This window comes from Marinobacterium sp. xm-a-152 (assembly GCF_013282965.1).
Taxonomy (GTDB): Bacteria; Pseudomonadota; Gammaproteobacteria; order Pseudomonadales; family Balneatricaceae; genus Marinobacterium_E.
In genome coordinates, this window is the sequence record NZ_WBYI01000001.1 from 1 (window position 1) to 23,934 (window position 23,934).

The 23,934-nt window shown below is 45.8% G+C and carries 24 protein-coding genes; 12 read left to right on the forward strand and 12 right to left on the reverse strand.

From position 1 onward, the window contains the following. Nucleotides 1-185: 185 nt before the first annotated feature. From rarD to XMA152_RS00015, 3 genes are all read right to left on the reverse strand, one after another. Complete coding sequence (gene rarD / locus XMA152_RS00005; protein WP_173482301.1) at nucleotides 186-1,088, reverse strand: EamA family transporter RarD; 903 nt, start codon at nucleotides 1,086-1,088, stop codon at nucleotides 186-188. Further along, nucleotides 1,085-2,161, reverse strand: a complete 1,077-nt coding sequence (gene hisC / locus XMA152_RS00010; protein ID WP_173482302.1) for a histidinol-phosphate transaminase — start codon at nucleotides 2,159-2,161, stop codon at nucleotides 1,085-1,087. The genes rarD and hisC overlap by 4 nt, the downstream gene beginning before the upstream one ends. 219 nt (nucleotides 2,162-2,380) lie before the next feature. Beyond that, the gene (locus XMA152_RS00015; protein ID WP_173482303.1) at nucleotides 2,381-2,569 is read right to left on the reverse strand and encodes a PA3496 family putative envelope integrity protein; all 189 of its coding nucleotides are present in this window, start codon (nucleotides 2,567-2,569) and stop codon (nucleotides 2,381-2,383) included. 212 nt (nucleotides 2,570-2,781) lie between these two features. Between XMA152_RS00015 and XMA152_RS00020 the strand changes: the two genes are divergently transcribed. After that, complete coding sequence (locus tag XMA152_RS00020; RefSeq protein WP_173482304.1) at nucleotides 2,782-3,456, forward strand: AzlC family ABC transporter permease; 675 nt, start codon at nucleotides 2,782-2,784, stop codon at nucleotides 3,454-3,456. Beyond that, nucleotides 3,435-3,746: a branched-chain amino acid transporter permease gene (locus XMA152_RS00025; RefSeq protein WP_173482305.1), complete on the forward strand. Its 312-nt coding sequence runs from the start codon at nucleotides 3,435-3,437 to the stop codon at nucleotides 3,744-3,746. Before XMA152_RS00020 ends, XMA152_RS00025 begins: the two co-directional genes overlap by 22 nt. Here XMA152_RS00025 and XMA152_RS00030 read toward each other — a convergent pair. Continuing rightward, nucleotides 3,743-4,066: a metalloregulator ArsR/SmtB family transcription factor gene (locus XMA152_RS00030; protein ID WP_254442871.1), complete on the reverse strand. Its 324-nt coding sequence runs from the start codon at nucleotides 4,064-4,066 to the stop codon at nucleotides 3,743-3,745. The two genes, XMA152_RS00025 and XMA152_RS00030, sit on opposite strands and share 4 nt — an antisense overlap. Nucleotides 4,067-4,270: 204 nt before the next feature. Here XMA152_RS00030 and XMA152_RS00035 point away from each other — a divergent pair, with 204 nt between their 5' ends. Next, nucleotides 4,271-5,173, forward strand: a complete 903-nt coding sequence (locus XMA152_RS00035; RefSeq protein ID WP_173482306.1) for a universal stress protein — start codon at nucleotides 4,271-4,273, stop codon at nucleotides 5,171-5,173. Nucleotides 5,174-5,178: 5 nt separating this feature from the next. Here the strand turns inward: XMA152_RS00035 and xthA are convergent, their stop codons facing one another. Next, nucleotides 5,179-5,994: an exodeoxyribonuclease III gene (gene xthA, locus XMA152_RS00040; RefSeq protein WP_173482307.1), complete on the reverse strand. Its 816-nt coding sequence runs from the start codon at nucleotides 5,992-5,994 to the stop codon at nucleotides 5,179-5,181. 359 nt (nucleotides 5,995-6,353) lie between these two features. Between xthA and gorA the strand changes: the two genes are divergently transcribed. Continuing rightward, nucleotides 6,354-7,712, forward strand: coding sequence for a glutathione-disulfide reductase (gene gorA / locus XMA152_RS00045; RefSeq protein WP_173482308.1), 1,359 nt, complete (start codon nucleotides 6,354-6,356; stop codon nucleotides 7,710-7,712). 54 nt (nucleotides 7,713-7,766) lie between these two features. Here the strand turns inward: gorA and XMA152_RS00050 are convergent, their stop codons facing one another. Further along, nucleotides 7,767-8,933 carry a cation diffusion facilitator family transporter gene (locus tag XMA152_RS00050; protein ID WP_173481492.1) on the reverse strand — a complete coding sequence of 389 codons (1,167 nt, stop codon included), beginning with the start codon at nucleotides 8,931-8,933 and terminating at the stop codon, nucleotides 7,767-7,769. Nucleotides 8,934-9,052: 119 nt separating this feature from the next. Here XMA152_RS00050 and XMA152_RS00055 point away from each other — a divergent pair, with 119 nt between their 5' ends. The 5 genes from XMA152_RS00055 (at nucleotide 9,053) to XMA152_RS00075 (ending at nucleotide 13,428) form a co-directional block, all read left to right on the forward strand. After that, on the forward strand, nucleotides 9,053-10,588 hold the full coding sequence (locus tag XMA152_RS00055; protein WP_173482309.1) for a chloride channel protein: 1,536 nt from the start codon (nucleotides 9,053-9,055) through the stop codon (nucleotides 10,586-10,588). Between the two features lie 43 nt (nucleotides 10,589-10,631). Then, the gene (locus tag XMA152_RS00060; RefSeq protein ID WP_173482310.1) at nucleotides 10,632-10,937 is read left to right on the forward strand and encodes a hypothetical protein; all 306 of its coding nucleotides are present in this window, start codon (nucleotides 10,632-10,634) and stop codon (nucleotides 10,935-10,937) included. 112 nt (nucleotides 10,938-11,049) lie between these two features. Further along, nucleotides 11,050-11,820, forward strand: coding sequence for a type IV toxin-antitoxin system AbiEi family antitoxin (locus XMA152_RS00065; protein ID WP_173482311.1), 771 nt, complete (start codon nucleotides 11,050-11,052; stop codon nucleotides 11,818-11,820). After that, nucleotides 11,817-12,716 carry a nucleotidyl transferase AbiEii/AbiGii toxin family protein gene (locus XMA152_RS00070; RefSeq protein ID WP_173482312.1) on the forward strand — a complete coding sequence of 300 codons (900 nt, stop codon included), beginning with the start codon at nucleotides 11,817-11,819 and terminating at the stop codon, nucleotides 12,714-12,716. Before XMA152_RS00065 ends, XMA152_RS00070 begins: the two co-directional genes overlap by 4 nt. A gap of 19 nt (nucleotides 12,717-12,735) precedes the next feature. Further along, a complete protein-coding gene (locus XMA152_RS00075) occupies nucleotides 12,736-13,428 on the forward strand; it encodes an aspartate/glutamate racemase family protein (protein ID WP_173482313.1) in 693 nt (230 codons plus the stop codon). A 148-nt stretch (nucleotides 13,429-13,576) separates the two neighbouring features. Here XMA152_RS00075 and XMA152_RS00080 read toward each other — a convergent pair whose 3' ends face one another. After that, a complete protein-coding gene (locus XMA152_RS00080; protein WP_173481485.1) occupies nucleotides 13,577-14,938 on the reverse strand; it encodes a TrpB-like pyridoxal phosphate-dependent enzyme in 1,362 nt (453 codons plus the stop codon). Nucleotides 14,939-15,148: 210 nt separating this feature from the next. Between XMA152_RS00080 and XMA152_RS00085 the strand changes: the two genes are divergently transcribed. From XMA152_RS00085 to XMA152_RS00095, 3 genes are read left to right on the forward strand one after another with little or no spacing between them, the layout of a single operon-like run. After that, the gene (locus tag XMA152_RS00085; protein ID WP_173482314.1) at nucleotides 15,149-16,555 is read left to right on the forward strand and encodes a DUF2130 domain-containing protein; all 1,407 of its coding nucleotides are present in this window, start codon (nucleotides 15,149-15,151) and stop codon (nucleotides 16,553-16,555) included. After that, nucleotides 16,555-17,052: a hypothetical protein gene (locus tag XMA152_RS00090; protein WP_173482315.1), complete on the forward strand. Its 498-nt coding sequence runs from the start codon at nucleotides 16,555-16,557 to the stop codon at nucleotides 17,050-17,052. The genes XMA152_RS00085 and XMA152_RS00090 overlap by 1 nt, the downstream gene beginning before the upstream one ends. A gap of 10 nt (nucleotides 17,053-17,062) precedes the next feature. Beyond that, nucleotides 17,063-17,896, forward strand: a complete 834-nt coding sequence (locus tag XMA152_RS00095; RefSeq protein ID WP_173482316.1) for an SDR family NAD(P)-dependent oxidoreductase — start codon at nucleotides 17,063-17,065, stop codon at nucleotides 17,894-17,896. A 547-nt stretch (nucleotides 17,897-18,443) separates the two neighbouring features. On the opposite strand, the gene XMA152_RS00100 is transcribed toward XMA152_RS00095, so the two are convergent. The 5 genes from XMA152_RS00100 to XMA152_RS00120 all read right to left on the reverse strand — a co-directional run bounded on the left by XMA152_RS00100 (nucleotide 18,444) and on the right by XMA152_RS00120 (nucleotide 23,431). Continuing rightward, nucleotides 18,444-19,907 carry a TniQ family protein gene (locus tag XMA152_RS00100; RefSeq protein WP_173482317.1) on the reverse strand — a complete coding sequence of 488 codons (1,464 nt, stop codon included), beginning with the start codon at nucleotides 19,905-19,907 and terminating at the stop codon, nucleotides 18,444-18,446. Further along, entirely contained in the window at nucleotides 19,907-20,818 is a 912-nt protein-coding gene (locus tag XMA152_RS00105) for a TniB family NTP-binding protein (protein ID WP_173482318.1), read from the reverse strand. Before XMA152_RS00105 ends, XMA152_RS00100 begins: the two co-directional genes overlap by 1 nt. After that, nucleotides 20,811-21,362 carry a hypothetical protein gene (locus XMA152_RS00110; RefSeq protein WP_173482319.1) on the reverse strand — a complete coding sequence of 184 codons (552 nt, stop codon included), beginning with the start codon at nucleotides 21,360-21,362 and terminating at the stop codon, nucleotides 20,811-20,813. Before XMA152_RS00110 ends, XMA152_RS00105 begins: the two co-directional genes overlap by 8 nt. Nucleotides 21,363-21,458: 96 nt before the next feature. Further along, on the reverse strand, nucleotides 21,459-22,748 hold the full coding sequence (locus XMA152_RS00115; protein WP_173482320.1) for a DDE-type integrase/transposase/recombinase: 1,290 nt from the start codon (nucleotides 22,746-22,748) through the stop codon (nucleotides 21,459-21,461). Further along, the gene (locus XMA152_RS00120) at nucleotides 22,748-23,431 is read right to left on the reverse strand and encodes a hypothetical protein (RefSeq protein ID WP_173482321.1); all 684 of its coding nucleotides are present in this window, start codon (nucleotides 23,429-23,431) and stop codon (nucleotides 22,748-22,750) included. Before XMA152_RS00120 ends, XMA152_RS00115 begins: the two co-directional genes overlap by 1 nt. Between the last annotated feature and the right edge of the window lie 503 nt (nucleotides 23,432-23,934).

Below are 23,934 nucleotides of genomic sequence, written 5' to 3' on the forward strand. Positions count from 1 at the left end.
GGGTATGTACTTCTGCGTTTGTTATAGTCTGCGTCATGGTCCGTCTCCTTTGGATAAAAGTGTGGTAACTAATATCCTGGCACATTGTGATGCCGTTTAAGAAGCGGGACGGACCATCCCATTAGACCCGCAGCTGCGTAGCCAGTTTAACACTCTGGTGTCTGACCTAAGGTCTGACACCGCTGTTAACCGTTAGCCTTAGCCTTACGAAATAGATCGACACTGAACACAATCAGCCCCACCCAAATAAAAGCAAAGCTGATAAAACGATCGATGCCGAAGGCTTCGTTCAAAATGAACACAGCGCTAAGGAACTGCATGATCGGGGCTATGTAGTTTAGGAAGCCTACGGTACCTAACGGAAGTTTTCTTGCGGCAGAGGCAAACAGAATCAGTGGTACAGCGGTCATAACCCCAGCACCGATTAACTCCCAAGTGAATGCACCGAAATGATCGACACCCTGGGTGGTCAGCAAGCTAAGGTAGATCAATGCGATCGGCAACATGATTAGGGTCTCAATCAACAATCCGCTGACTGAGTCGACCGCTATCTGCTTACGCACGACTCCGTAAAAGCCGAACAGCAGCGAGAGGCTGACAGCGATCCAAGGGAACTCACCAATGGCGACTATCTGCCATAAGACCCCGACGGAGGCAAAAAGGACCGATGTTTTTTGTAGCCTGTTGAGTTGCTCTTTAAAAAAGATCAGCCCCAACAAGACCGCAACCAGAGGCGATAGAAAATACCCCAGACTGGCCGCGATAACCTGGCCACTGCCTACCGCCCAGATATAGATCCACCAGTTACCACTGATGAGCAGTGATGAAATGGTTAACCAGAACAGCGTCTTTTTGGACGTTAACATCGTCCAGGTGGAACGGATTTTTCTCTGCAGAAGAATCAGCAAGCCAACAAAGAGCACACACCAGACAATACGGTGTGCTAGCACCTCGTCGGCGGGTACCTCGGCGAGTAGGGTGAAGTAGAGTCCAAAGCAGCCCCAGATTAGATAGGCTAGGGTGCCTTGGAAGAGTCCTTGACGATACTCTGTGTTTGAGTTCTGCTGTGACTCTATTGATTGGTTCAAGCGTCTAGCTCGACCATATCAGGGTGCGACTTAAGTGCGTCGATCAATGCATCCATCTCAGCATCGGTACCAATAGTGATGCGAAGGAAGTTGGCAATCTCTGGACGACTAAAGTGGCGAACCAGCACCCCTTTAGTCCGTAGGTAGCCCATTAACTCACCCCCCTCGATATACCGGTGCTCGGCAAAGAGGAAGTTGGTTGCTGAAGGAAGTATGTTGAAACCTAACTTTTCAAGGCGATCACGAGTGGTCTCGCGCGTTGCGATGATTTTGTCACACATCTCCTTGAAGTAGGCGCTGTCTTTCAATGAGGCAACGCCAGCTGCGATCGCGAGCATATCCATAGGGTAGCTGTTGAATGAGTTTTTAACTCGATTCAAGCCGTCGATCAGATGGGGTTGTGCGACTGCATAACCGATGCGCAAACCAGCAAGTGAGCGCGACTTAGAGAAGGTCTGTGTCACCACAAGGTTAGGGTATTGATTCACTAGCTCAATGGCCGATTCGCCACCGAAATCGACGTACGCTTCATCCACCAATACCACCGTTTCAGTGTTGCGATCGAGTAGGTTTTTGATCTGCTTTAACGGCAGAGCTAACCCAGTAGGAGCATTCGGGTTGGCAAAAATGATACCGCCATTATCCAGTGGGTAATCCTCTAAAGAGATTGAGAAATCATCATTAAGTTTTTGATTCTTAATCTCAATTCCATATAGATCAGCATAAACATCGTAGAAGCTGTAAGTGATGTCTGGTTTAACCAGTGGCTTCTCTTGACGGAAGAACGCCATAAACGCATGAGCCAACACTTCGTCTGAGCCATTACCGACAAATAGATTTTCGTTAGGCACACCCAGAGTGGTTGAAAGCTCATTGATGAGCGCAGAAGACTCAGGGTCTGGATAGAGGCGTAAACGATCGGTCTCAAACGCGGTTAACACTTCCTGAACCCCATGAGCAGGGGGGTAAGGATTCTCATTGGTGTTGAGTTTAACTAAGTTGGCAACCTTAGGTTGTTCACCGGGTGTATAAGGAACGAGATCATGGATCTGCGGGCTCCAAAACTTACTCATAACGAAACCTTACAAATGGATAAATTTGAGCTGAGATAGTATCAGAAGCGAAGTAGGGAAAGAAGAAGAGGTCGACCGGTGTCAGCTATTGATACTGCCACCGGTCGGGTGTGCCGAACTTGCCCTCAATAATTAAGGTCAACTTCAGTCAACTCCATATAAACAAAGTTAAACTTTGACCACAACCTTTTTTATTAAGACTTAGGTGGTACGGGGAGCCTAGTAAAGTTCGTCGTAAGCGTCACGTAACTGACTGGCGAGAACGCGATCCTCCATAATATCTTCGATCTGACGTCTGCGCTTAGCATTGTATCTGGATCGGTTACGTTGGCTCTCTTGCTCTTCGAATTGATCATTCCAATCGTCGAGGTCTTCGATCTTTTCATCGACACGGACTTTGCTGCCCATCTCTTAATCTCACTCTATAAAATTGATCGCTCAGTTCTGACGCTAGTCACGGTCGAGGGTTACCGTTAATGCGGAATATAGTTCATGCTTAGAATTTTGAGAAAATTAATTTTTTCAATCTGATTTCAATAAAAATCGATATTTTAACTATCTATAAAGTTGACCTGATCAAGAGCCTGAGCGAGGATCGCTTTTTTACGAGAAGTGAATGCATGCATCTTTTTAGACTCTCATTGCCGGTTCTATTTGGCTACCTTCCACTTGGGATGGCCTTCGGCGTGCTGTTTGTCACCGAGTTGGGATTGGATTGGTATTGGGCCGTTGCATTCAGCGTCATTGTGTTTGCCGGCTCTGCCCAGTTTTTATCGGTGGGTTTGATTGCCAATCATGCAGGGCTGTTAGAAGTGTTTGTGGCTGTTTTCCTCCTGAACAGTCGGCACATCTTCTATGGCCTGACACTGCTATCTTCGCTAAAGCTTACTGGGTGGCGTAAGGCCTACATGGTCTTTGCATTGACCGATGAGACCTTCTCACTGATAACCGGGCTGCCAAAAGAGAGCGGCCTGCAGCAGCAAGATTATTGGCGCTTGGCAGGCATCAATCAGAGCTACTGGGTTTTCGGTACATTGATTGGTGCTCTATTGGGCGCTCAGTTGACACTGCCCGATTTAGGTTTGGAGATAGTGCTGCCGGCACTGTTCGTGGTACTGGCCGTTGAGCAGTATCGAACGCATAGAGCGGCGGGTTTGATGTTGATAGCCTGTTTGATTGGGCTGGTTGCCATTTGGCTTTGGCAAGATCAGATGCTGTTGCTATCGATCACTACCGCACTGGTTCTAATGTTAATTAACTACTTGAGGCAGCGATGGACCAGTCACTCTATCTGATCAGCTTTATAGCGTTAGCAGCGTTGGCAACAGTGGCTACACGTGCGCTACCGTTTCTCTTTTTATCGCGTCACAGTCAGCACCCACTACTGGAGTATCTGGGTCGATATCTGCCGCCCGTTTTAATGGTTCTGTTGGTGGTGTATGCGGTCTCTGATCTGCCGATGGCCAATCAACAGTGGGCAGTAAGTCTGGGAAGTTTAATGCTGGTAGCCGTGACTCAGTGGTTGAGCAAAAATGCGCTGCTCAGCATTGCGCTGGGCAGCCTGTTGTACATGCTATTGATTTAAATGCCGCAGTACATGCCGTGCAGAGTACTGATAATTCGTTGTGCACGATCGCCTTCAAGTGAGTAGTAGATCGTTTGCGAATCGCGACGAGTTTTAACTAGGCCATCACGACGCAGCACTGCTAGGTGTTGTGACAGGGCGGACTGGCTAAGATCCAGATGCTCGTTTAGTTCGGTGACAGAGAGCTCTTTACCTTCCAAGTAGCAAAGAATCATCAAGCGACTACCGTTCGCGAGTGCCTTCATCAAACGCGCGGCCTCTTTTGAGTTTTCACGCATTAGCTCTAATGTGTCTGCGGGTAGGCGTTGTGTATCTGTCATAGTTGAACTCGGTAATGATCGGTCCCCAAAGGGATGTGAAATTGCTTAATTAGCAGTTTTGAATATAACGACTTGATGGGGGTTTGTAAATTTTTATTATCCTATCGAATCTATTAATCGCCCTTAATTGCGCTGAGTCAGGCTCATTTCGACAGTTAACGCTATACTGCAATTAATCGCATAGTAGAGTGCAGGAGAGTATTTATGTTCCAACGAGTACTGGTCACTAGTGAAGAGTCACACTACTCTCCGCAGCCGCTGTTAAAAGCGTCGGCACTCTTTGCGGAGTCGTCTCATATCGAGTGGTTTCAGTCGGTCTATAACGCTGCGTTTGAAACGGCGACGGCGGAAGATCAACCATCACAAGAGGATGCGTTGGCACTCTATGTGACGCACAGGCTCAACCAAGCTGAGCGGCACATCGAAGAGTTAGACCTACCACAGGATGTAGCGGCTGATATTCGTTGGCACCCTAGCTTTCTTAAAGCGGCACTAGAAGAGTCAGATCGTTACCAGCCTGACTTGATGGTGGTACCCCGTGTCAGAAAACATGATCTGTTGGATTGGCTAATCGGTGGCGATGAGCAAGAGTTGGTCCGCCGTCTCCATGAACCGGTTCTGCTAGCCAATGATCAACCCTGGCAGGCCCACCCAAGGATTGCCGTAGCCATTGATCCGTTCCATCTGGATAGTCGCAATCACAGGTTGGAGAAGCAACTGCTTGAGGTGGCTGATCAGTTTGCACAACGGCTGTCAGCTGAGCTTCATGTCGTTCACTGTTTTCAAACACTTCCACAGAGCGTCATCTATGATGAGCATTTAGTGGAAGATTTTGAGTCGCTTCAAAAACAGGTGGGTGAGGAGCATCGTCAAAGAATTGAATCGTTGATTGAACCTCTAAACCGTCCATTGGGTTCGCCACTGCTTAAATTGATTGTGGGGGATGCGGATGAAAAATTGCCTGAGTTCTGTCAGCAAGAGAAGATCGATCTGTTGATTCTGGGCGCACCCGAAAAAGGGTGGGTGGAGCGCTTCTTAATGGGCAGCACCACCGCACGTCTTTTAAAAAGAATAGAGTCCGATATTTTGGTTATTCACGATCAATAAAGTATTTAAAGATCGAACTTAGCCCAGACAGGTGCGTGGTCAGAAGGCTTTTCCATACCACGAATGTCAAGATCGATGCCGGTCTCCACGCACTTTTGCATCAGAGGTTTGGTTGGCATGATCGCATCGATACGCAGACCCCGTTTAGGGGTGTCTTCAAACCCGCGACTGCGGTAATCGAACCAGCTAAACAGATCGTTGGTCTCTGGATGCTGTTCACGGAATGAGTCAACCAGTCCCCAGTCATACAGGCGCTGTAACCACTCACGCTCCTCGGGTTGGAAGCTGGTTTTACCGGTTTTCAGCCAGCGCACACGGTTGGGTTCACCGATACCGATATCCTTGTCGGTCGCAGAGATGTTCAAATCCCCCATCACAAGTAGATTGCTGTTGGGGTCATTATCATTTTGCAGGTAATCACTGAGATCTGCGTAGAATTTGCGTTTAGCGGGGTATTTTGTCTCGTGAGCTATGTTCTCGCCTTGCGGGAAATAGCCGTTAATGACACGCAGTGTCTCTCCCTTGGCTGTTTTGAAATCCCCGATGATCATACGACGTTGAGCATCCTCTTCATCGGTGACAAACCCTTTTTGAATCGATAAAGCCGGCTCTTTAGAGAGAAGGCAAACCCCGTAGTGGGTCTTTTGACCGTGAAAATAGGCGTGGTAACCCAGCTTCTCCATCTCTTCAATCGGGAACTGATCATCATGCACCTTGGTCTCTTGAATACCGATGACATCGGGCGAGTGGCTATCCACCAAAGCCTGCAACTGATGAAAACGCGCACGAATGCCATTGGTATTAAACGAGACAACAAACATAACAACCTCCAAAGTTTAGTGGCTTGGATGCTACCGAAAATGGGGGAGGGTTAAAAGAATAACCCTGTTATTGTTGGAGCCTTATCAAAGATGAGGCGATCTTTTCGGTGACAGTAATTTGCTCCTGCAATGACCGCATACAGACCATCCTTGGACTTAACTGGCTTCAGCCTGTCATCCGCAAGTATGCTTTACTACTTACCTGGAAAACGCTGAGATAGTGGATGTCAGGCTGAAGGCCAGACACCGGTGCCAATAGCCCTACTCAATCACATCATTTGCGCTTCTTAATTGGATGCAGCCTCTCACACAGGGTAAGCTTAAGTGATTGAATATTAATGATCTCAGATAGGTAGAGCATGAGCGGTTACGATTACGATCTTTTTGTTATTGGTGCAGGGTCTGGTGGTGTGCGTGCGGCGCGTATGGCGGCAGCGAAAGGGGTTAAAGTGGCCGTGGCCGAGGATCTCCATTTGGGCGGTACCTGTGTCAACGTCGGTTGTGTGCCTAAAAAACTCTACGTCTATGCATCGGAGTACATGCAAGAGATCGAAGAGGGTCGCGGCTTTGGTGTCAATGCAGACTCCGTCAGCTTTGATTGGGCGACACTGCGTGACAACAAAAAGCACGAGATCGCTCGCCTTAATGGCATCTACGGTAAATTGTTGGATAACTCAGGTTGTACCCGCATTAATGGACGCGCAACGGTTACAGGTCCTAATTCAGTCAGCGTGAATGGCGAGACGATCACGGCTGAGCGTATCTTGGTGGCTGTCGGTGGTTGGCCATTTGTGCCCGATATTCCCGGTAAAGAGCACGCCATCACATCAAACGAAGTCTTTGATCTAGACAGCTTCCCACAGCGCGTCATGGTGGTCGGTGGTGGTTACATTGCCATTGAGTTCGCCGGTATTTTTGCCGGTCTGCAAGCACAAACGGAACTGGTCTACCGAGGCGATCTATTCTTGCGTGGCTTTGACCAAGAGGTGCGCGAGTTCACGGCAACTGAAGTGGCTCGCAAAGGCATTAAATTAAGCTTTAATACCGATGTCGCCAGCATTGAGAAACGTTCTGATGGTGCACTCGATGTGACCCTGTCTAACGGTGAAGTCCGTGTTGTTGATCAGATTCTGTACGCCACAGGTCGTGTGCCTAAAACGGCCAACCTTGGGCTCGAATCAGCAGGCGTTGCGATGAATAGCAAAGGTGCCATTGAGGTTAATGATCATTTCCAAAGTTCAGTACCATCAATTTACGCCTTAGGTGATGTGATCGATCGTGTTCAGTTAACGCCTGTCGCGCTCGCTGAGGCGATGTCGTTGGTTGATCACCTCTATGGCAGCGGTGAGGGCGAACTGCCTAACTATGAGTTAATCCCAACGGCGGTCTTTTGCCAGCCTAATATTGGCACCTTGGGTTTAACCGAAGAGCAGGCGCGTGAACGCTTTGACAGCGTGGATGTCTACGTCTCAGATTTCAGAGCGATGCGCCACACCATCTCGGGTAGTGAAGAGCGCACACTGATGAAACTGATCGTGGAGTCTGCCACTGACAAAATCGTGGGCATTCATATGGTCGGTGCGGATGCTGGTGAAATCTTGCAAGGTCTTGCAGTTGCAGTCATCGCGGGCGCGACTAAACGTGATTTCGATCGAACGATCGGCATTCACCCAACGGCTGCTGAAGAGTTTGTCACAATGAGGCAGAAAACCCGTTAAGTTCTAAGCCACTGGTATCGGTATGTTTAATGGCCGATACCAGTGTGTTACTTCTTATTGTGCAACAACCAGCACCTCTAGATGGTGAAGCCAACTGTGTTTGCTTAACGTCTCTTTAAGCGCCTGCTTCAACTGGCTGGGAGTCAGTGATTTCTCATCCAACAACGGCTGCATAGCCGGTAGTAGACGAATCTCTAAATCAACCTTCTTCGGCGAATAGTAGAGCTGCAGTTGATAACCACTGCTGCTGCCAACGGCATCGTTCAATGCAGCATCAACCGCTTCTCGAATGGTGCCACGAGTCGGCATGATCGGGCAGCTCAACTCATCTAAATGCTCATCATTGTAGGTATCGATGTGGAAGATCACTTGGCTGATCTCCGGAAACGCCTCGGTCAGCGCGCAGACCGCTTGGTCCCCTAAATAGTGGCCTTCGCTGGCGCTCAAATGTGGTGCAACCTGAAGGTGCATCTCTAGAATGATCTGGCTTCCCATGGGACGTGATTTGAAGTCGTGAACGTTAATGATGCCTTCAACCTCATTTACAACAGCACGAAACTCGGCGGCTTGCTCCTCGGGTAGGGCGGTATCAACCAACTCCGTAAGACTGCGTTTAACCAGTCCCCAACCGATCTTAGTGACTAGGCCTGCTACCAATACTGCCGCCACTGCATCAAGCCAAACCCAACCGAGCATGGCCCCAATGAGTGCAACGAACACCACAATCGATGACAGCGCATCAGTTCGTGAGTGCCAGGCGTTCGCAATCAATAGATCCGATTTAAGGCGCTTGCCCACCGCAAGGCTATAACGGAAGATCCACTCCTTAGAGATGATTGAGATAGCAGCAACAACCAGAGCCGGCCAGGTAGGCACCTCGGCAGGGACACCTGAGAATAGATTGCTGATTAACTCGTAGGCCATACCAAGACCCACCAGAATCAAGACAACACCCAGCGCCGTGGTACCCACCGTCTCAAAACGACCATGCCCCCAAGGGTGATCTTCGTCGGGCTCTTGATGGGAAATGCGCAGAACCGCAATCACCATAAAATCGGTGGCAAGATCTGAGAGCGAATGAACACCGTCAGCAATCAGGGCAGCCGAGTTGGCAAAAAAACCAACCACAATTTTAGTCACCCCTAAAAAGAGGTCGACGGCTGAACCAATGAGTGTGACTTTTTCGGCCTCTTTACGGCGGGTATCCAATTCGTTTTGCATGAAAGCTCCCAGAGTTAACTTTGATAAGGATAAGTGACTAAGGCATTCAGGGCCAGAGTGTCTGTAAAATGAATGTGATAAAATTTTGTCTATTCATTCATGACTATTGGCCTAGCGACATGTCTTCAAAGCCGTCAGATACGACACCTAACTCAAGTAGAGCGTCGTTTAATAAGTTACCCCAGCTTGTGCTATTAGGTATCGCCGTCGGCGTCGTCACCGCATTGGTGATGGGGCTGTTCCGTTGGCTCATTACGCTACCGACTGAACTGGTTAGCGGGCTTGGGTTATCGACATCCAATCCTTGGGTTCTGTTTGCTCTGCCTGTAACGGGTTCTGTGCTCTTATGGCTCTTTTGGAGTGGTCAATCTAAAGACAGCCGCCGAGTGGGCATACCGCATCTTTTTGAGCACCTCTCTTACCAACATGGCGCCTTACCCTTTAAAAACTTATTGAATCAGATCGTGGGTGCGACCTTGGCCATAGGCACCGGACAACCCGTAGGTCGTGAAGGGCCCGGGGTTCACATTGGTGCGGCGTTCAGTAGTTGGTTGGGCACCAAAGTCGGCGTCTCTAACAGTTATCAAAGGCTGCTGATAGGCTGCGGCTCTGCGGCCGCCATCGCTGCGCTCTTTAATACCCCGTTAGCCGGTGTTCTGTTTGCGATGGAGGTCATTCTTCTTGAATACAGCCTGGTCGGCTTTACCGCCATTATTGTCGCTTCCATCAGTGCCGATGCCATCTCCAGAGCCCTATTTGGTTCTCCAGAACTGTTGGGTCACAGCCTGAAAAGCAGTGACCTGTTTGCTCACCTGCCAGTTCTGGTGCTGTTGGCAGTACTCATCGGTGTCGCGGCGTTTCTGTTTCACGAGATCGTCACGCGATTAGCAAAACAGCGTGGGCAATATTGGCCAGCGAAATTGATCTTCTCAGGCCTGTTAGTTGGTGCGCTGGTTGCTTATGAGCCGATCCTGTTCATCCCTGTACACGAAGTGATGCTGGGTACCCTTGATCAAGCCTATGCGGAACAAGCCCTCTATCTATTACTTCTCTTCTACCTATTTATACCGCCTCTGGTAATCGGCCTAGGCATACCTGGAGGAATGATAGGGCCCTCGCTTACCTTAGGCGCGTTGATTGGATCCATCCTTGGGTATCAATTACTCGGTACCGATTTTGAGATTGATCAGGCAAGCCTATCGCTAATCGCAATGGCTGCGATGTTATCAGCGGTCATACATGCACCACTGGCAGCGCTGCTGGCCGTATTTGAACTAAGCGGGAATGTTCACACCCTAACGCTAGCCCTTACAGTAATCGTACTATCAGACCTGATCATGCGATCGCTTTTTAACCGCCCCTCGATCTTTGAGCGACTGCTGTTGCTTCAAGGGGTGAGTCGAAACACGAAAATCTACAGACGCGTCATGACCAGCCACAGCGTTAAAGAGTTAATGATTCAGCTGAGTGAAAGTGATGCTGATTTTGCGACGGATGAACAGGTAGTGATTGAGTCCAAAGCGACCCTGTTACAGGCGATGGAGTTGATGCAATCGAGTGGTCAAGATGAGTTGCTTGTCTCTAGAAAAGGCCGACTCATAGGCAGGGTGCTAAGAGACGACATTGAACGCTTTTTTAAAGAGGCGAGTGAGTGATAATCGCTGCGCGTTTTAATCAGTGTGACTGTATAGATGAGGTGTGGCTAGGTGGATCTATTCACCACTACATCTTGTTCAGTCGTACGGTGATCATCCTAAACCAGAATCGTTCTACATTCAGCTGTTTCTAGAGGCCTTCCCAATGGGTTTGATGGAGATAGTTGACAGTGATTACCGAGAGGCGGACGCTCGTTTCGAAAGCTGCTACACCGTGCGCAGTTTCGATCGTTTTATGGAGTATTTTGGTTTAATCGAGTCGCAGCTTATACCTGCTGAGATGGGTAAAACTGTGGCACTGAGAAAGACCCATGACCTAGATGGTCTAGTTCGTTTTTGTATCACCTAGCACCCGAACTTGAGTTTATATTTTCAAATATATAGGTATTTTAAATACCTATAATCAAATAATATTAAACCTTCTTCTTGCTTTAGTTTACATTGTTTAATATATTGGCATCATGAATACCGATAATCGAAGTAAATTAAACCGCCTTCTGACATCACAACCCGATGGGGTTGTGATCGCATCTGCCTGGCTGACGACACAAGGCTACAGTCTTGATCTGCAGAAACAGTATCGGAAAAGCCGATGGTTTGATTCGATCGGACGTGGTGCCTTGGTTCGTCACAATGACTGTGTAAGCTATCTCGGCGCAATCTACGCACTACAAACGCAGCTAAACTTATCCGTTCATCTCGGCGGACGAACAGCGCTTACCCTACAGGGCAAGGCGCACTATCTGGAACTTGCCCTGGATGAGGTGCGTCTATTTGGCAGAGTGGGAGAAACACTCCCCTCATGGTTTCAGAAATACGACTGGGGTGTTCGACCTCAATACACCCGTTCTGACTTTCTTCCGCCCAGCATAGGGTTAATCGAACATACGTATGAAGGTTTCTCTGTAAAAATATCTTCCGCTGTGAGAGCCATCCTTGAATGTCTATATTTGGCTCCCGCTGAACAGTCACTGCTCGAAGTTTATGAACTAATGGAAGGGCTCAATAATCTGCGTCCAAGCCGTGTTCAAGAATTATTGGAGAGTTGTACCTCAGTAAAAGTGAAGCGCTTGTTTTTATACTTAGCTGACAAAGCAGGTCACGAGTGGTTCAACCATCTGAACGTCGAAAAGATCGACCTTGGGAAGGGCAAGCGCGCCTTAGTGAACGAGGGCGTCTATGTCCCCAAATACCAAATAACAGTTCCACCAGAGCTGGAGCGTGCCCAATGAATAACGGTTACAAACGCCAGGTAAAGCTGCTGTTAGACGTGCTCCCGGAGGTTGCCAGAGAGTCCAGCTTTGCGCTTCATGGTGGCACGGCTATCAACCTTTTTATTCGGGATATGCCGCGGTTGTCCGTAGATATCGATCTCACTTATATTGGATTTGACGATCGAAATACCGCCCTGCAAGGCATTAACGCGGGGTTAGAGCGAATCAAAACTCGAATCGAAGGTTTGCGTAGTTCGATCAAGGTTCAGCATCGTAGTGATGTTTGTAAGCTCTTAGTCGATGATCAGGGTGTAAAGATCAAACTTGAGGTCAACACAATTGGACGAGGACTGCTCCACGAAGCTAACCGGATGCCGCTGTGTGACAGGGCGCAAGAAGAGTTCGATGTGTTTTGCGCTATACCCGTTGTACCTCTATCTCAACTCTATGGTGGAAAGATATGTGCAGCATTAGACCGCCAACACCCGAGGGATCTGTTTGATGTCCGCCTTCTCAGTGATGAAGAGGGAATCGGTGATAATGTGAAATTAGGCATCATCTACGGACTGCTCTGCTCTAATCGCCCGACTCATGAAATGTTGAATCCTCGCTTGAGCGATCAACGTGCGGCTTATGAAAATCAATTCAGAGGCATGAGTGACGTCACTTTCTCTTATACAGATTTCGAAGAGACACGAGCTCTGCTCATTGCCAGAGTCAAATCACTACTGAATGATGTTGATCGAGAGTTCTTACTGGGTGTTAACCGACTCGAGCCGGACTGGTCTCATTACAATTTTCAGGTATTCCCCGCCATCAAGTGGAAGTTACTAAATCTACAAAATTTTAAAAACCAGAAACCTGACGTATACCGTGCACACTTATCAGCATTGGATGACTACTTGAAGAGATAGAGATGTCAGAGAGGTTTACATGAACACTATCGGTCTACTGGGCGGCATGAGCTGGGAAAGTACGCTTAGCTACTACAAAGCCATCAATGAAGGCGTTAAGAAAAGACTCGGTGGTCTTCACTCCGCTCAAATTGCACTTTATAGCGTCGACTTCGATCCGATTGAGAAACTCCAGCACGAGGGTAACTGGGACGGTACAGCTGAAATTCTGACAGAGGCTGCTCAGAGAGTTGAAGCAGCAGGCGCTGATTTCTTACTTATCTGCACCAACACAATGCACAAAGTGGCGCCACAAATTGAAAGCGGCATCAATATTCCGCTCATCCATATCGCAGATGCAACAGCGGAAACACTGGTATCCAGAGGTATCCAAAAGGTCGGTTTGCTCGGAACTGCTTTCACAATGGAGCAGGACTTTTATAAAGGGCGTCTCACAGATAAATACGGGCTCGATGTCATTGTGCCCGATGCTAATGACCGCTCCTTTATTCACCGAGTTATCTACGAGGAACTTTGTCTAGGCACAGTCACTGCTGAGGCGAAGGATGGATATTTACTTGTCATTGATCGACTTGCAGCAGAAGGTGCGGAGGCAGTTATCCTGGGCTGCACAGAAATTGGCTTGCTAGTAAAACAAGAAGATACAGAGGTCGATCTTTTCGACACGACAGAGATTCATGCACAAGCTGCAGTGAATGCTTGTTTGCGATAATGAAGTTTACAGGTAAAGAGTTAATGACCCCATTGGATCCTTGCCTGATGTCTCCGAAGCATTCCATTCCAGATAAGCCAAGCATTTACTCAAAAAAAACCGCACCAATATTTAGTGCGGCTTTTGGAGTAGGATTACCAAACGGCTATTAAAGGTTTGGTACGGTTTCCATCGATTTATCGATAACGGATTGTTCTAGATCCGCATCAACCATTTGACCCGCCAAGAAGTTCTCATAAGCGGCTAAATCTAAGTGACCATGGCCACACAGTGCAGTCAGAATGACCTTCTCTTCACCTGATTCTTTACACGCCAGTGCCTCACGAATAGCAGCGGCAATCGCATGAGTAGGCTCTGGCGCAGGAACAATGCCTTCAGTGCGAGCGAATTTCAGCGCTCCTTCAAAACATTCCGTTTGAGGAATATTAATCGCTTCGACCATACCCAACTCATAGAGGTGAGAGACCAAAGGCGCCATACCGTGATAACGAAGACCACCCGCGTGAATGGTATCTGGAATGAAATCATGTCCAAGCGTGTGCATCTTCATTAACGGTGTCATGCCGGCTGTATCGCCAAAGTCATAACGGAACTCGCCACGTGTCAGGGTAGGGCATGCAGAGGGCTCAACACAGCGTATGGTCGGATTCATCTTACCGGCCATTTTCTCTCTCAAGAACGGGAATGCTAAGCCACCAAAGTTAGAGCCGCCACCGGTACAGCCTACTAATACGTCTGGTGTCTCACCCACTTTAGCCAGCTGTAACAGTGCCTCTTCGCCAATAATAGTTTGGTGCATCAACACGTGATTAAGAACGGAGCCAAGTGCATAGCGTGCTTCTGGGTTAGCCGCAGCTTCACCCACCGCTTCAGAGATCGCTATACCTAGAGAGCCAGGGTGGTTTGGATCCTCAGCCAATAAGCTTCGGCCGTATTCCGTTCGATCTGATGGGCTTGGATGAAGTATTCCACCATATATCTCCATCATTGTTTTACGGTAAGGCTTTGAACGGTAAGAGGCAGCCACTTGCCAGATCTCACACTCCATACCAAATTGCGAGCAGGCAAACGCTAAAGAGGTACCCCATTGCCCTGCACCCGTCTCAGTAGTGAGTTTTTTGATGCCCTCTTTGTAGTTGTAATAAGCCTGAGGTACGGCTGTATTAGGTTTATGAGAGCCTGCTGGGCTAACACCTTCATATTTATAATAAATCTTAGCCGGTGTATCTAGCAGTTTCTCTAGACGACGAGCACGGAAGAGAGGCGAAGGGCGCCATAGTTTGTAAACGTCTAGAACCTCACCAGGAATGTCAATGAAGCGCTCTTGGCTCATCTCTTGCTCTATTAACGCCATCGGAAATAATGGTGCAAAGTCCTCAGCCGTTGCTGGTTGCATCGTGCCTGGATGAAGCGGTGGAGCCATTGGTTCTGGGAGGTCGGGAAGAATGTTATACCATTGCGTGGGCATTTCATCTTCGGTTAGTAAAATCTTGTTATCGTTCTCGAACATATTGCCTCTCTTTTATTTTTAGGATTCAGCTATATGAGGTTAAACGATTTTAAAATGTAAGTTCAACCATCAATCTAATGAGGATTTAATTGGGATACTGGTAGTTATTGAGTCGTTGAAATGACAAAATAAAGTGTCTCAATATTTGTACTTGTGCTGATTGTAGCGTTTACCCACTGGGACTGTTTACTCAGAAACCTTGGAGTTTTTATGAACGAAATCATCTGCCCACATTGCGATACGGCTTTCAAAATCGATGAAGCGGGCTACGCTGATATCCTGAAACAAGTCCATGACAGTGAGTTCGATGCCGCTCTTCATGAACGCCTCGCTCTGGCAGAGAAAGAAAAACAAAATGAACTCGCCTTAGCCAGTGAGCGTGCTACCGCTCAGGTACAACAAGCCACGGCTGAGAAAGACGCTCAAATACAAAAACTTCTGTCACAACTTGAGCAAAATGAAACTGCCAAACAACTGGCCGTCTCAGAAGCTCTCAAAGCCGTTGAGAAAGAGCGTGACACTCTAGCCAACACTCTAGAGCAAGTTAAGAAAGAGGCCGATACCGCCCAACAACTCGCCTCTGCAGAGCTCATTCGCCAACACCAAGAAAACGCTGCAGCACAAGAGCGGACCATTGCCGAGCTCAAAGCTCAACTTGAGGCGAAAAGCACTGAACAGCAACTTGCAATCACTCAAGCTGTCTCAACTGTTCAACAAGAGAGAGATCAGCTGAAGTACTCCCTCGATCAAGCTGAAATGCAGAAACAGATCTCTGAGCAGAACCTCAAAGAGAAGTACGAGACGCAGATCAAAGATCGTGATGAAGCCATCGAGCGATTGAAAGATCTAAAAGCGAAGCTGTCCACCAAAATGGTGGGTGAGACCCTTGAGCAGCATTGTGAAGTCACGTTTAACCAGTTCAGAGCGACTGCATTCCCAAACGCTTACTTCGAGAAAGATAACGACGATCGCAGTGGCAGTAAGGGCGATTACATATTCAAAGACTTTGATGAGTTAGACACTGAGATCGTCTCAATCATGTTCGAAATGAAGAATGAGAGTGATACAACGGCTACTAAGAAAAAAAATGAGGACTTCTTCAAAGAGCTCGATAAAGACCGCACCGAGAAGGGTTGTGAATATGCTGTGCTTGTCTCTCTGCTCGAGCCCGACAGTGAGCTATACAACTCAGGTATCGTCGATGTTTCTTACCGATATCCAAAAATGTACGTCATTCGTCCCCAGTTCTTTATTCCGATGATTACGCTACTACGAAACGCGGCGACCAATGCGTTGCAATACAAACAAGAGTTGGCACTGGTGAAAGCACAAAATATTGACGTCACCAATTTTGAAAACGACTTAAATAAGTTTAAAGATGCCTTCTCACGTAACTATGATCTTGCTTCTCGACAGTTCCAGACCGCGATTGATGAGATCGATAAGTCGATTAACCACCTGCAGAAAACACGGGAAGCTCTGCTGAAGTCGGACAACAATTTGCGCTTAGCGAATGATAAAGCCCAAGATGTCACCGTAAAAAAGCTCACTCGTAAGAATCCTACGATGGCAGCAAAATTTGCGGAGCTCGATAGCCCTGAGACGGAGAATGAATAATGCCCGTTCTCCCATCAGGCTTGAAGGTCGCTATCTACAAGGACCATATCCTGCCACCCGACAAAAATTGGTTTAAAGCACCCGAGAATCATTTTTGGTACTGGACACCTGCACCGGAGAATCCACCACCCTTTAAGCCCACCGATGTCTGGGAAGCAACACCTGTCACAGCACCAATACCTGAGACACGCGAAGAGATGATGCAGTTCGTTCGGGTGGTCATAGGCCTTCCCGATGGAAATATGTATTGGGAAGGTGACTTCATGAATGACTTCCCATTCTTTAGAACGTTATCGCAAGAAGATATTGATGCTTGGGAGGCTTGGAAAACTCAGGGGGATGTCGGAGATTTTCTGGATCATGGCATCGCACAGTGTATCGAGCAGTACATTGCGAACCAACAAGCTCAGGGTTATGTGGTGACTAAAGCCGATGGCAATGGTGAGTACAAGCAAAAAGAGATCATTCCACCTGATCCTGAATTTAACAAACAGTAATGAATGACTCATGAAACATATTTTGATTACAGGCGCCTCACCTGGCGGTATTGGCTACCACTGCGCTTTACGCCTAAAGGAACAGGGGTATCGCGTTGTTGGGACCGTTCGGACTGCTGAAGATGCTGAAACACTCGTATCTAGAGGTATCCCAACGGTTCACATGGAGATGTCCGACTACGCTAGCATCAACTCAGGCTTTAATGATGCTATGGTGTTACTTGATAACCGTATTGACGTAGTTTTTCAGAATGCAGGGTTTGGCCAAGCAGGTTTCGTAGAAGACTTACCCGTCGAAGCGTTTGAAGAACAGTTCAAGGTGAATGTTTTCGGATTGCACCAACTCAATACACTTGTTATCCCTTACATGCGTCAGCAGGGGGAGGGGCGAATCGTCATTCACAGCTCTGTATTAGGCTTTGTTGGTATGGCCTGTCGTGGGGCTTATGTCGCAAGCAAATACGCCCTTGAAGGCATGGTTCAATCCATGAGAGTGGAGATGAAAGGCAGTGGTATCGAGTTCAGTCTCCTCAATACAGGTCCCGTGGAAAGTAGATTCAGGGCTAACGCTTTAAAAGCGCTATTGAAACATGTGAATGTCGAGCGCTCTGTTAACAAAGATATTTACAATGAAACTGTGTTACCACGCCTGAATAAGCCTGATCATGAGAGCACTGGAAACTACCCACAAGAATATGTTTTTAAAGCGCTAGACCATGCCATCAATGCACGAAAACCCAAAGCGAATTACTACATCACACCACCAACCAAAGCGCTGTTCTGGTTAGAAAAGCTGCTTCCTAAGCATCAGCTTGATCGTTTGCTAAGAATAGTGGATCGATAAATAAATCTAAGTGATGTTACTAATATAAGAGCAAAGGTATTCATCAAGGCTTTTGACTAGTTCTTGGAAGAGTAAGTCCGTACCAGTAAACCCTAGTTCCTTGTCTTTATAACCTAAGTATCAAGCTTAATTTGAATTTAAATATTAGGTTTTTTTAATATACATCCACAGTCCTCTCCAATGCACAGCTTTAAATTCAAATAATGTTGATACCAGTATCAAACTTAGTTTGAAATAACATAATTGTTATTTCAAATTAAGAGTGAGACTGGCGCTTTCTTAAAATCAATAACTTAGGAGGTGCTTTAAAATTAGGCTTGATATTGCATTCAAGCTAAGGGTGATATTCCTTACGTTTTTTAAAGACAAGATTGATACTCTGCTGATGATCAGAAATAGGCGCAAAGCCAATGTTTATGGGCACTTTACAGCTTTTTAGAAGTGTAATCTACAGTTTTTTTTCTATATAAAATAGCCATAAAAAAGGCCAATTCCCCTTACGGTATTGGCCTTTTTAGATCTATGGTTTGGGAGTATTGGTCAGTATTTAGTGCGTAGTTATGAACTGGTATAGAGACAAGCCATCAACTTCAATCTTATCTTTTTGAACTCGGGTGTATTTGATCTCTCCATTGCAAAGCAGGCTTTCGAGAGAAGCTTCTTTGAATAGACATCCACCTATTCTTTTGGCTTTTCCAAGAGAAATTTTGCCATTGCAGTTAGTCTTTAATTGGTCAGCGAGCCAATCGTAAAATTGAGTTTTATCTAGAACGATGCATTTGAGTGACTCTGAACAACGATAACCAGATACCTTGCCAAGAATGATATCGGCTAAGAGACATCCATACCTTGTTAAGTGTCTATCAAAAACGGAGTCGCCAGGTCTAACCTCAATTAAATCTATTGATGTGTGTTCACTGTAACTAGCGATAGAGTTAATGAGTTTTTCAGCAGACCTGACGTCATACAATGTATCTCTAACAACAGTTGTTTTTCTGATTGTTTTAACCAGGTTGCACTTGCACAGTGCAGGTAAGTCTTGCTTATCAATCTCAAGAGTCTTCGCAAAGATATTTGGAGAAACAATTGTATGACTTGGCTGATCTTCAGTGATTAACTTTTGGATTGCGGGTCTAAGCGCTTTATCAGTTTCGTTGTTACAAGATTCATATGAGTAAATGGGCTCTTTGATATCTCTACTGTACAGATAAGGAATCACAATATCTTGGTATTGCTTGGCCACCAAAGGAGAGACAGACATCCAGTGTCTTTCAAAATTTCGTTTGTGATCATCTCGTACGACTGAGCTCGACCAAAGCAAAAAGCCATTTCTTATGTTTTCTGACGTTAAAATAACCTGTGGAACTTCTCGCATTTGAAAGGGCTCAATATCCAAAGGACGAATAGCTCGTATCAAACATTTGGCAAAACTATCTGAAGCTTTGATTTTCTCGCGATTACTTAAATTTTTGAATTTCATTTCTGCCGCACTAGGTTTTAGTGTTCTTTCATCTGGATCTAAACTTTTCCATGCGGTTTTGCAGTGCGGGCAGCTTTCGAAGATGGATGAATTCCATGTGAAGGGAGTATCGCAATGAGGGCACTTGTCGATAAGTTTTTCATTGTGCAAATCACATACAGTCAATGTGACGTTTGACCAATTTTTGTTAAACGACATTGATTCCGAGAGACAGCTTAAACAGCAGCGAGGAGACGTTGTTCTTAGTGATTGTATTATCCGTTTTTGGTTGAAGGTCCATTCTGGATGTGCTTTTTTCCATAGCAAATTTAGACGATGTTTGGCGAGCCCTGTTAAGTTACATAATCCGTTTATATGCTTATTGAGCTCTTTCTCCGACCAAGAGCCAAAGTTGCTTTCAATATTAGATAGAGACAGCTCGTCCGACTTAATAGCACTAGGAGTAATGATTCCATTCAGGCTCATAATACGAAGAAGGTAACCATAGATATCTTCCTCTTGCTTTGGCTCAGGGCGTACTCCAAATTCCATTATTTAGATACCTTCAAACGTTTTTTGATGGCATCAGGCTTAGCTTGGAATGGATTAAATTTACCAAGCTTTGGATTAAGGGGCGGGTTAGTATTCGCAAGTGCAAAGTCGATGAGTGTTAAATTCCCACTATCTGGTGCGCTTTGAATCGCTTTAACTATAAGGCGATTGATAAGTCTTGGTTTGCCGTCTGTTGCGAGGTATATGCGTGCAAGATTAATTTCTGAAGTTAACGATATAGAGTGAACCCCAAGATCATTGAGTATGTGTTCACATGCACTCAAATATGATGAAAAGTTAGAAATCTCTTCATGTGAATCGAGCTTAAACGGCTTCAAAGTGATGTGCTCATGCGTGAACCTTTGATACAACTCCTCATGTTCACGAATGGATTCGAGTGATTCAGGCGTACCAGCCATCACAATGGCGATTTGGTTTTCATCCATTAACACTTTGATGAAATTAAGAACGGCTCGTGTGCTTTTCTGAGCCTGAGCACGAAGCATGTGCTGAAATTCATCAAATATAATTAAGCTTACGTGCTGATTTTTAATTACAGCAGAGAGCCTTTTCTCGAGCACAGACTGTGTGTTCGATGTGGTAAAAGGATGACCAGCAGCCGTTAAGAGCTTCTCAAGGATGGCTTTAGGCGAGGGCGAAGCTGGAATTCGAATGCTTAAAATTGGCTTTTTAGAGAGTGTTTTAGTCTCTAGACCAGTCTGTTTAGCTAGGTAAGTCTTAGTGTAGTTTTCTAAAATCTTCGTCTTTCCAACACCTGAGGGACCTAGCAAAAGCATCCCAGTACCCACAATGCCACTCATACTATGTGTATTGGAAATAGCCTTGATAGCAGTCTTCAGCTGGGAGTGAAGAATCGTTTTACTATTAAATTCAGCAACGAGGTTACTCATAGTCGTAACCTCCAGATAAATCTTCGTCTAATGTGACAGGAAGACTCCCTGACTCAGTGTCTTGCTCAGCGCTGTTTTGGTTAGCATTAGAGTTTTGAACTGCAGAAAGTAAATCCTCTTTAGAAATAACCTCGATATCAGGATGGCGCCTACGAGCCTCTGCTTCTTTTTGGCGTTCATGAATCTTAAGGTTATCCCCTGGAGTTCTAGTTTTAGCGACAGGATTAGATGACTCGCTTTGGTATTCTTGGGGGAGTCTCTCACTTTTAAATTTAACGTAAGGTGTGTCAGTAGGAATACCTTCAGTGTTACGTACCTCAAAGACTTCATCTGTGTATGGATCTACAACCGAAATAGAAGAGATGTCATTAGGGTTGTAGTTACAGGTTACAGTAGGTTTTTCATGATCCTGATTTAAACGCATCCCCAATTTTTTCAAACGACCCTCTCGGTCGTTGTATCGGATATTATTAATGGAGACACCAAGATGAGAATGCTCTCCAGTGATCATGCGCTGTAAGACCTCACCTTGAGGAAGCGACATGTGCTCTATGTTAGTAGGCACAAATGGAGGGTAATTCAATGCCTGTTCGTCCCAAACCGATTGAGGCGTTCTCTTACCTAATCCCTTGTGAGCAGTTTAATGGTATTCATCAACAATCCAACTAATCAGTCTCGATTTGAAATCCTCATACGTCAGAGTGGCCTCTTCTTCTATAGTTCTCTCTAGACGTCGCTTGTCATTGATTCGACCACAATAACCAGGTAACAGTTCGGCAAACCGACTTCTAACGGTCCCGAAGAATCTCTCTACAAACGGCTTGTACCAGCCTTGACCCGTTGGCGCGACAGTAGCACTAACTCCAGATTGAATCAGAAACGATTGAGAAAGGACGCCTTTGTATGCTGTTCCTCCATCAACTATAAGAGTTTGTGGTTGACCAAATTGAGTCCAACGGTTTTCAGTTCCGTAATCCACATCTTTAGGTAAGAACGCATGGCGATAGCAATCCATCACACTAGCTGCTGTTTCTCCTCGACCAATCTGAACATGTACACCAAGTACAGATCGCGAATAACAATCAAACAGTACAAAAACGGTAGGTGTTCCGAGATATTTACCATTTGCATCGACAAGTCCACATGCAAGATTTACCGCGTCTGCCTCAACACGCTCAAGAATCTGACTCGATATGATTTTACTAACCGCATTTCGACTAGCTCTAGTCAGCTCTCTAGGTCCAGCCTGGCATCCAATCACGAACAATGGATCGAATCTCTTACTCCAGTTGTAGAACGTTTGAAGTGAAGGGATTTGAGAATCAGGGAAACCTTCATCTTTCAATTCTTCAACGAACCACTCATAAATAACTGAGCGCTTAACGGGCTCTCGTGTTAGATAGTAGTCATCAAAAAAATCTCTAGCTTTATCCTCAACGATCTTGTTAATTTTAGACTGACGATTCTTGGGTTTAATTCCCTTTACTGACTCAGCGAGCAGACTTGGGTCGGTGTTAAATAGTTTAATTTTTCTTGCTAAGGTCGCGGGAGATGTTCCTTTGAGATCATTCTCTCGATGACGAACGATATCAATCGTCTTCTGTCGTTCGTAGACACTTCCAATAACCCCTTTTCCTAATCGATTGAATTGCTCATCAATATATTTTTTGATTCGGTGAAATTCTATTTGCTGTTTTGTCGTGAGGTCTTTGGTTGCTTTTAATTTTTTAGAACCGAATGTCAAAGTGAGTTCTGTTCCGTAAGCCTGCTGGATTTCATCACCCGACAAAAAAATTGGTTGAATGTCATCTTCGAAACGTAAAGTTAAATCTTGGCAGTCAGCATCTAATGCCTGAGCTATCGCATGCGCACCGTTATATATAACTGGAGTGGGCTCATTCAGCCTGAATACATTAGCTAAAGAAGTCATTACGCAGCCTCCCAGGAAATATGCATTTCCGTCCAAGGAGTGTTGAGATCAGCATTCACTAAACCATGAGCGACAAACTGCCTAATTAGATCAGGATTCTTACCAACAGAACGAAGCCTGTCTTGTGCCGAAAGGATAGACGCACACTCGCTAGTTGAGGCTCGAGTAAATTCTTTGAATTCATCGAGAGGGCATGGCTTCGATAATGCTGACCGAATGTGCATAACATTACGCAACAATGGTCCTCTAATGCTCTCAGAGTTTAGAAATTGATATTCAAAATTATTAGCTGCGGCTATACGTTGAAGCTGGTTACTAAATCTAGGATTTGAGTGACGTGGAGATTGACTCGACCCAATATCAACCAGCACTTGTTTATCTTTGTAGTGCACAAGAAACGAAAATTTCTGCGTTTTAGTAACTTTGTTGATGGATGCACTTAGCTGGATATTTGATGTGTAAGAGACAACGTCATCAGACCAATCAAGAATTACAGCGTAATCACGCTCATGGGGTTTCAATTCATGAATATCATTAAGCTTTTGCGAGTAATGAATTGCAGTGCCGTGGGTAGGGTTCTGTTTGACACATAACTTCTTCGAAGAAGTTTTATTATAAAAATTATTAGCTCTTAGTGTGCGTTCTCCTGATTGTTTTGTTAGATCAAAAATTTGTTTCGTCATACGTTCTCCTTTGCCTTGATGCTTTAAACGATAACGATATGAGCAAGGGGTGTCAATGCCTAAATCAAGCATAAGCCATTGATTTTATTGGTTTAATTCATACGGGTCATTGTAGTTTTAGTAAAATATTCGCGTTGAGTTTTATGGAGTATTGATAAGCTGATCTCTTTCCATATTCAGTTTTCACGCTACTTCCAGGTGTCCATTAGCTCGCCACTTCGAGCCGAGATTACTGTCACGTTTTTTTCACGAATTTGCCTCTCAAACCCATAAAAGTGCTCGCAAAAAAATTTTAATTTTTTTTTAAAAAAGATGCTTTGATGTGAATTTTTTGCTCATACATGAAATCCAGATCAACAAGTTTTGTAGCTTTGTTAATAAAGTTAGGGGAGAGGTGAAGTCCAGCGTATGTGTTTTTCAGAGATGTCGAATCAACTTGCTAGACAGTGTTAAGAGGATGGGTTTACTGAGTCAAAGTGAGATTGGTAGAAAAAATATTTGTT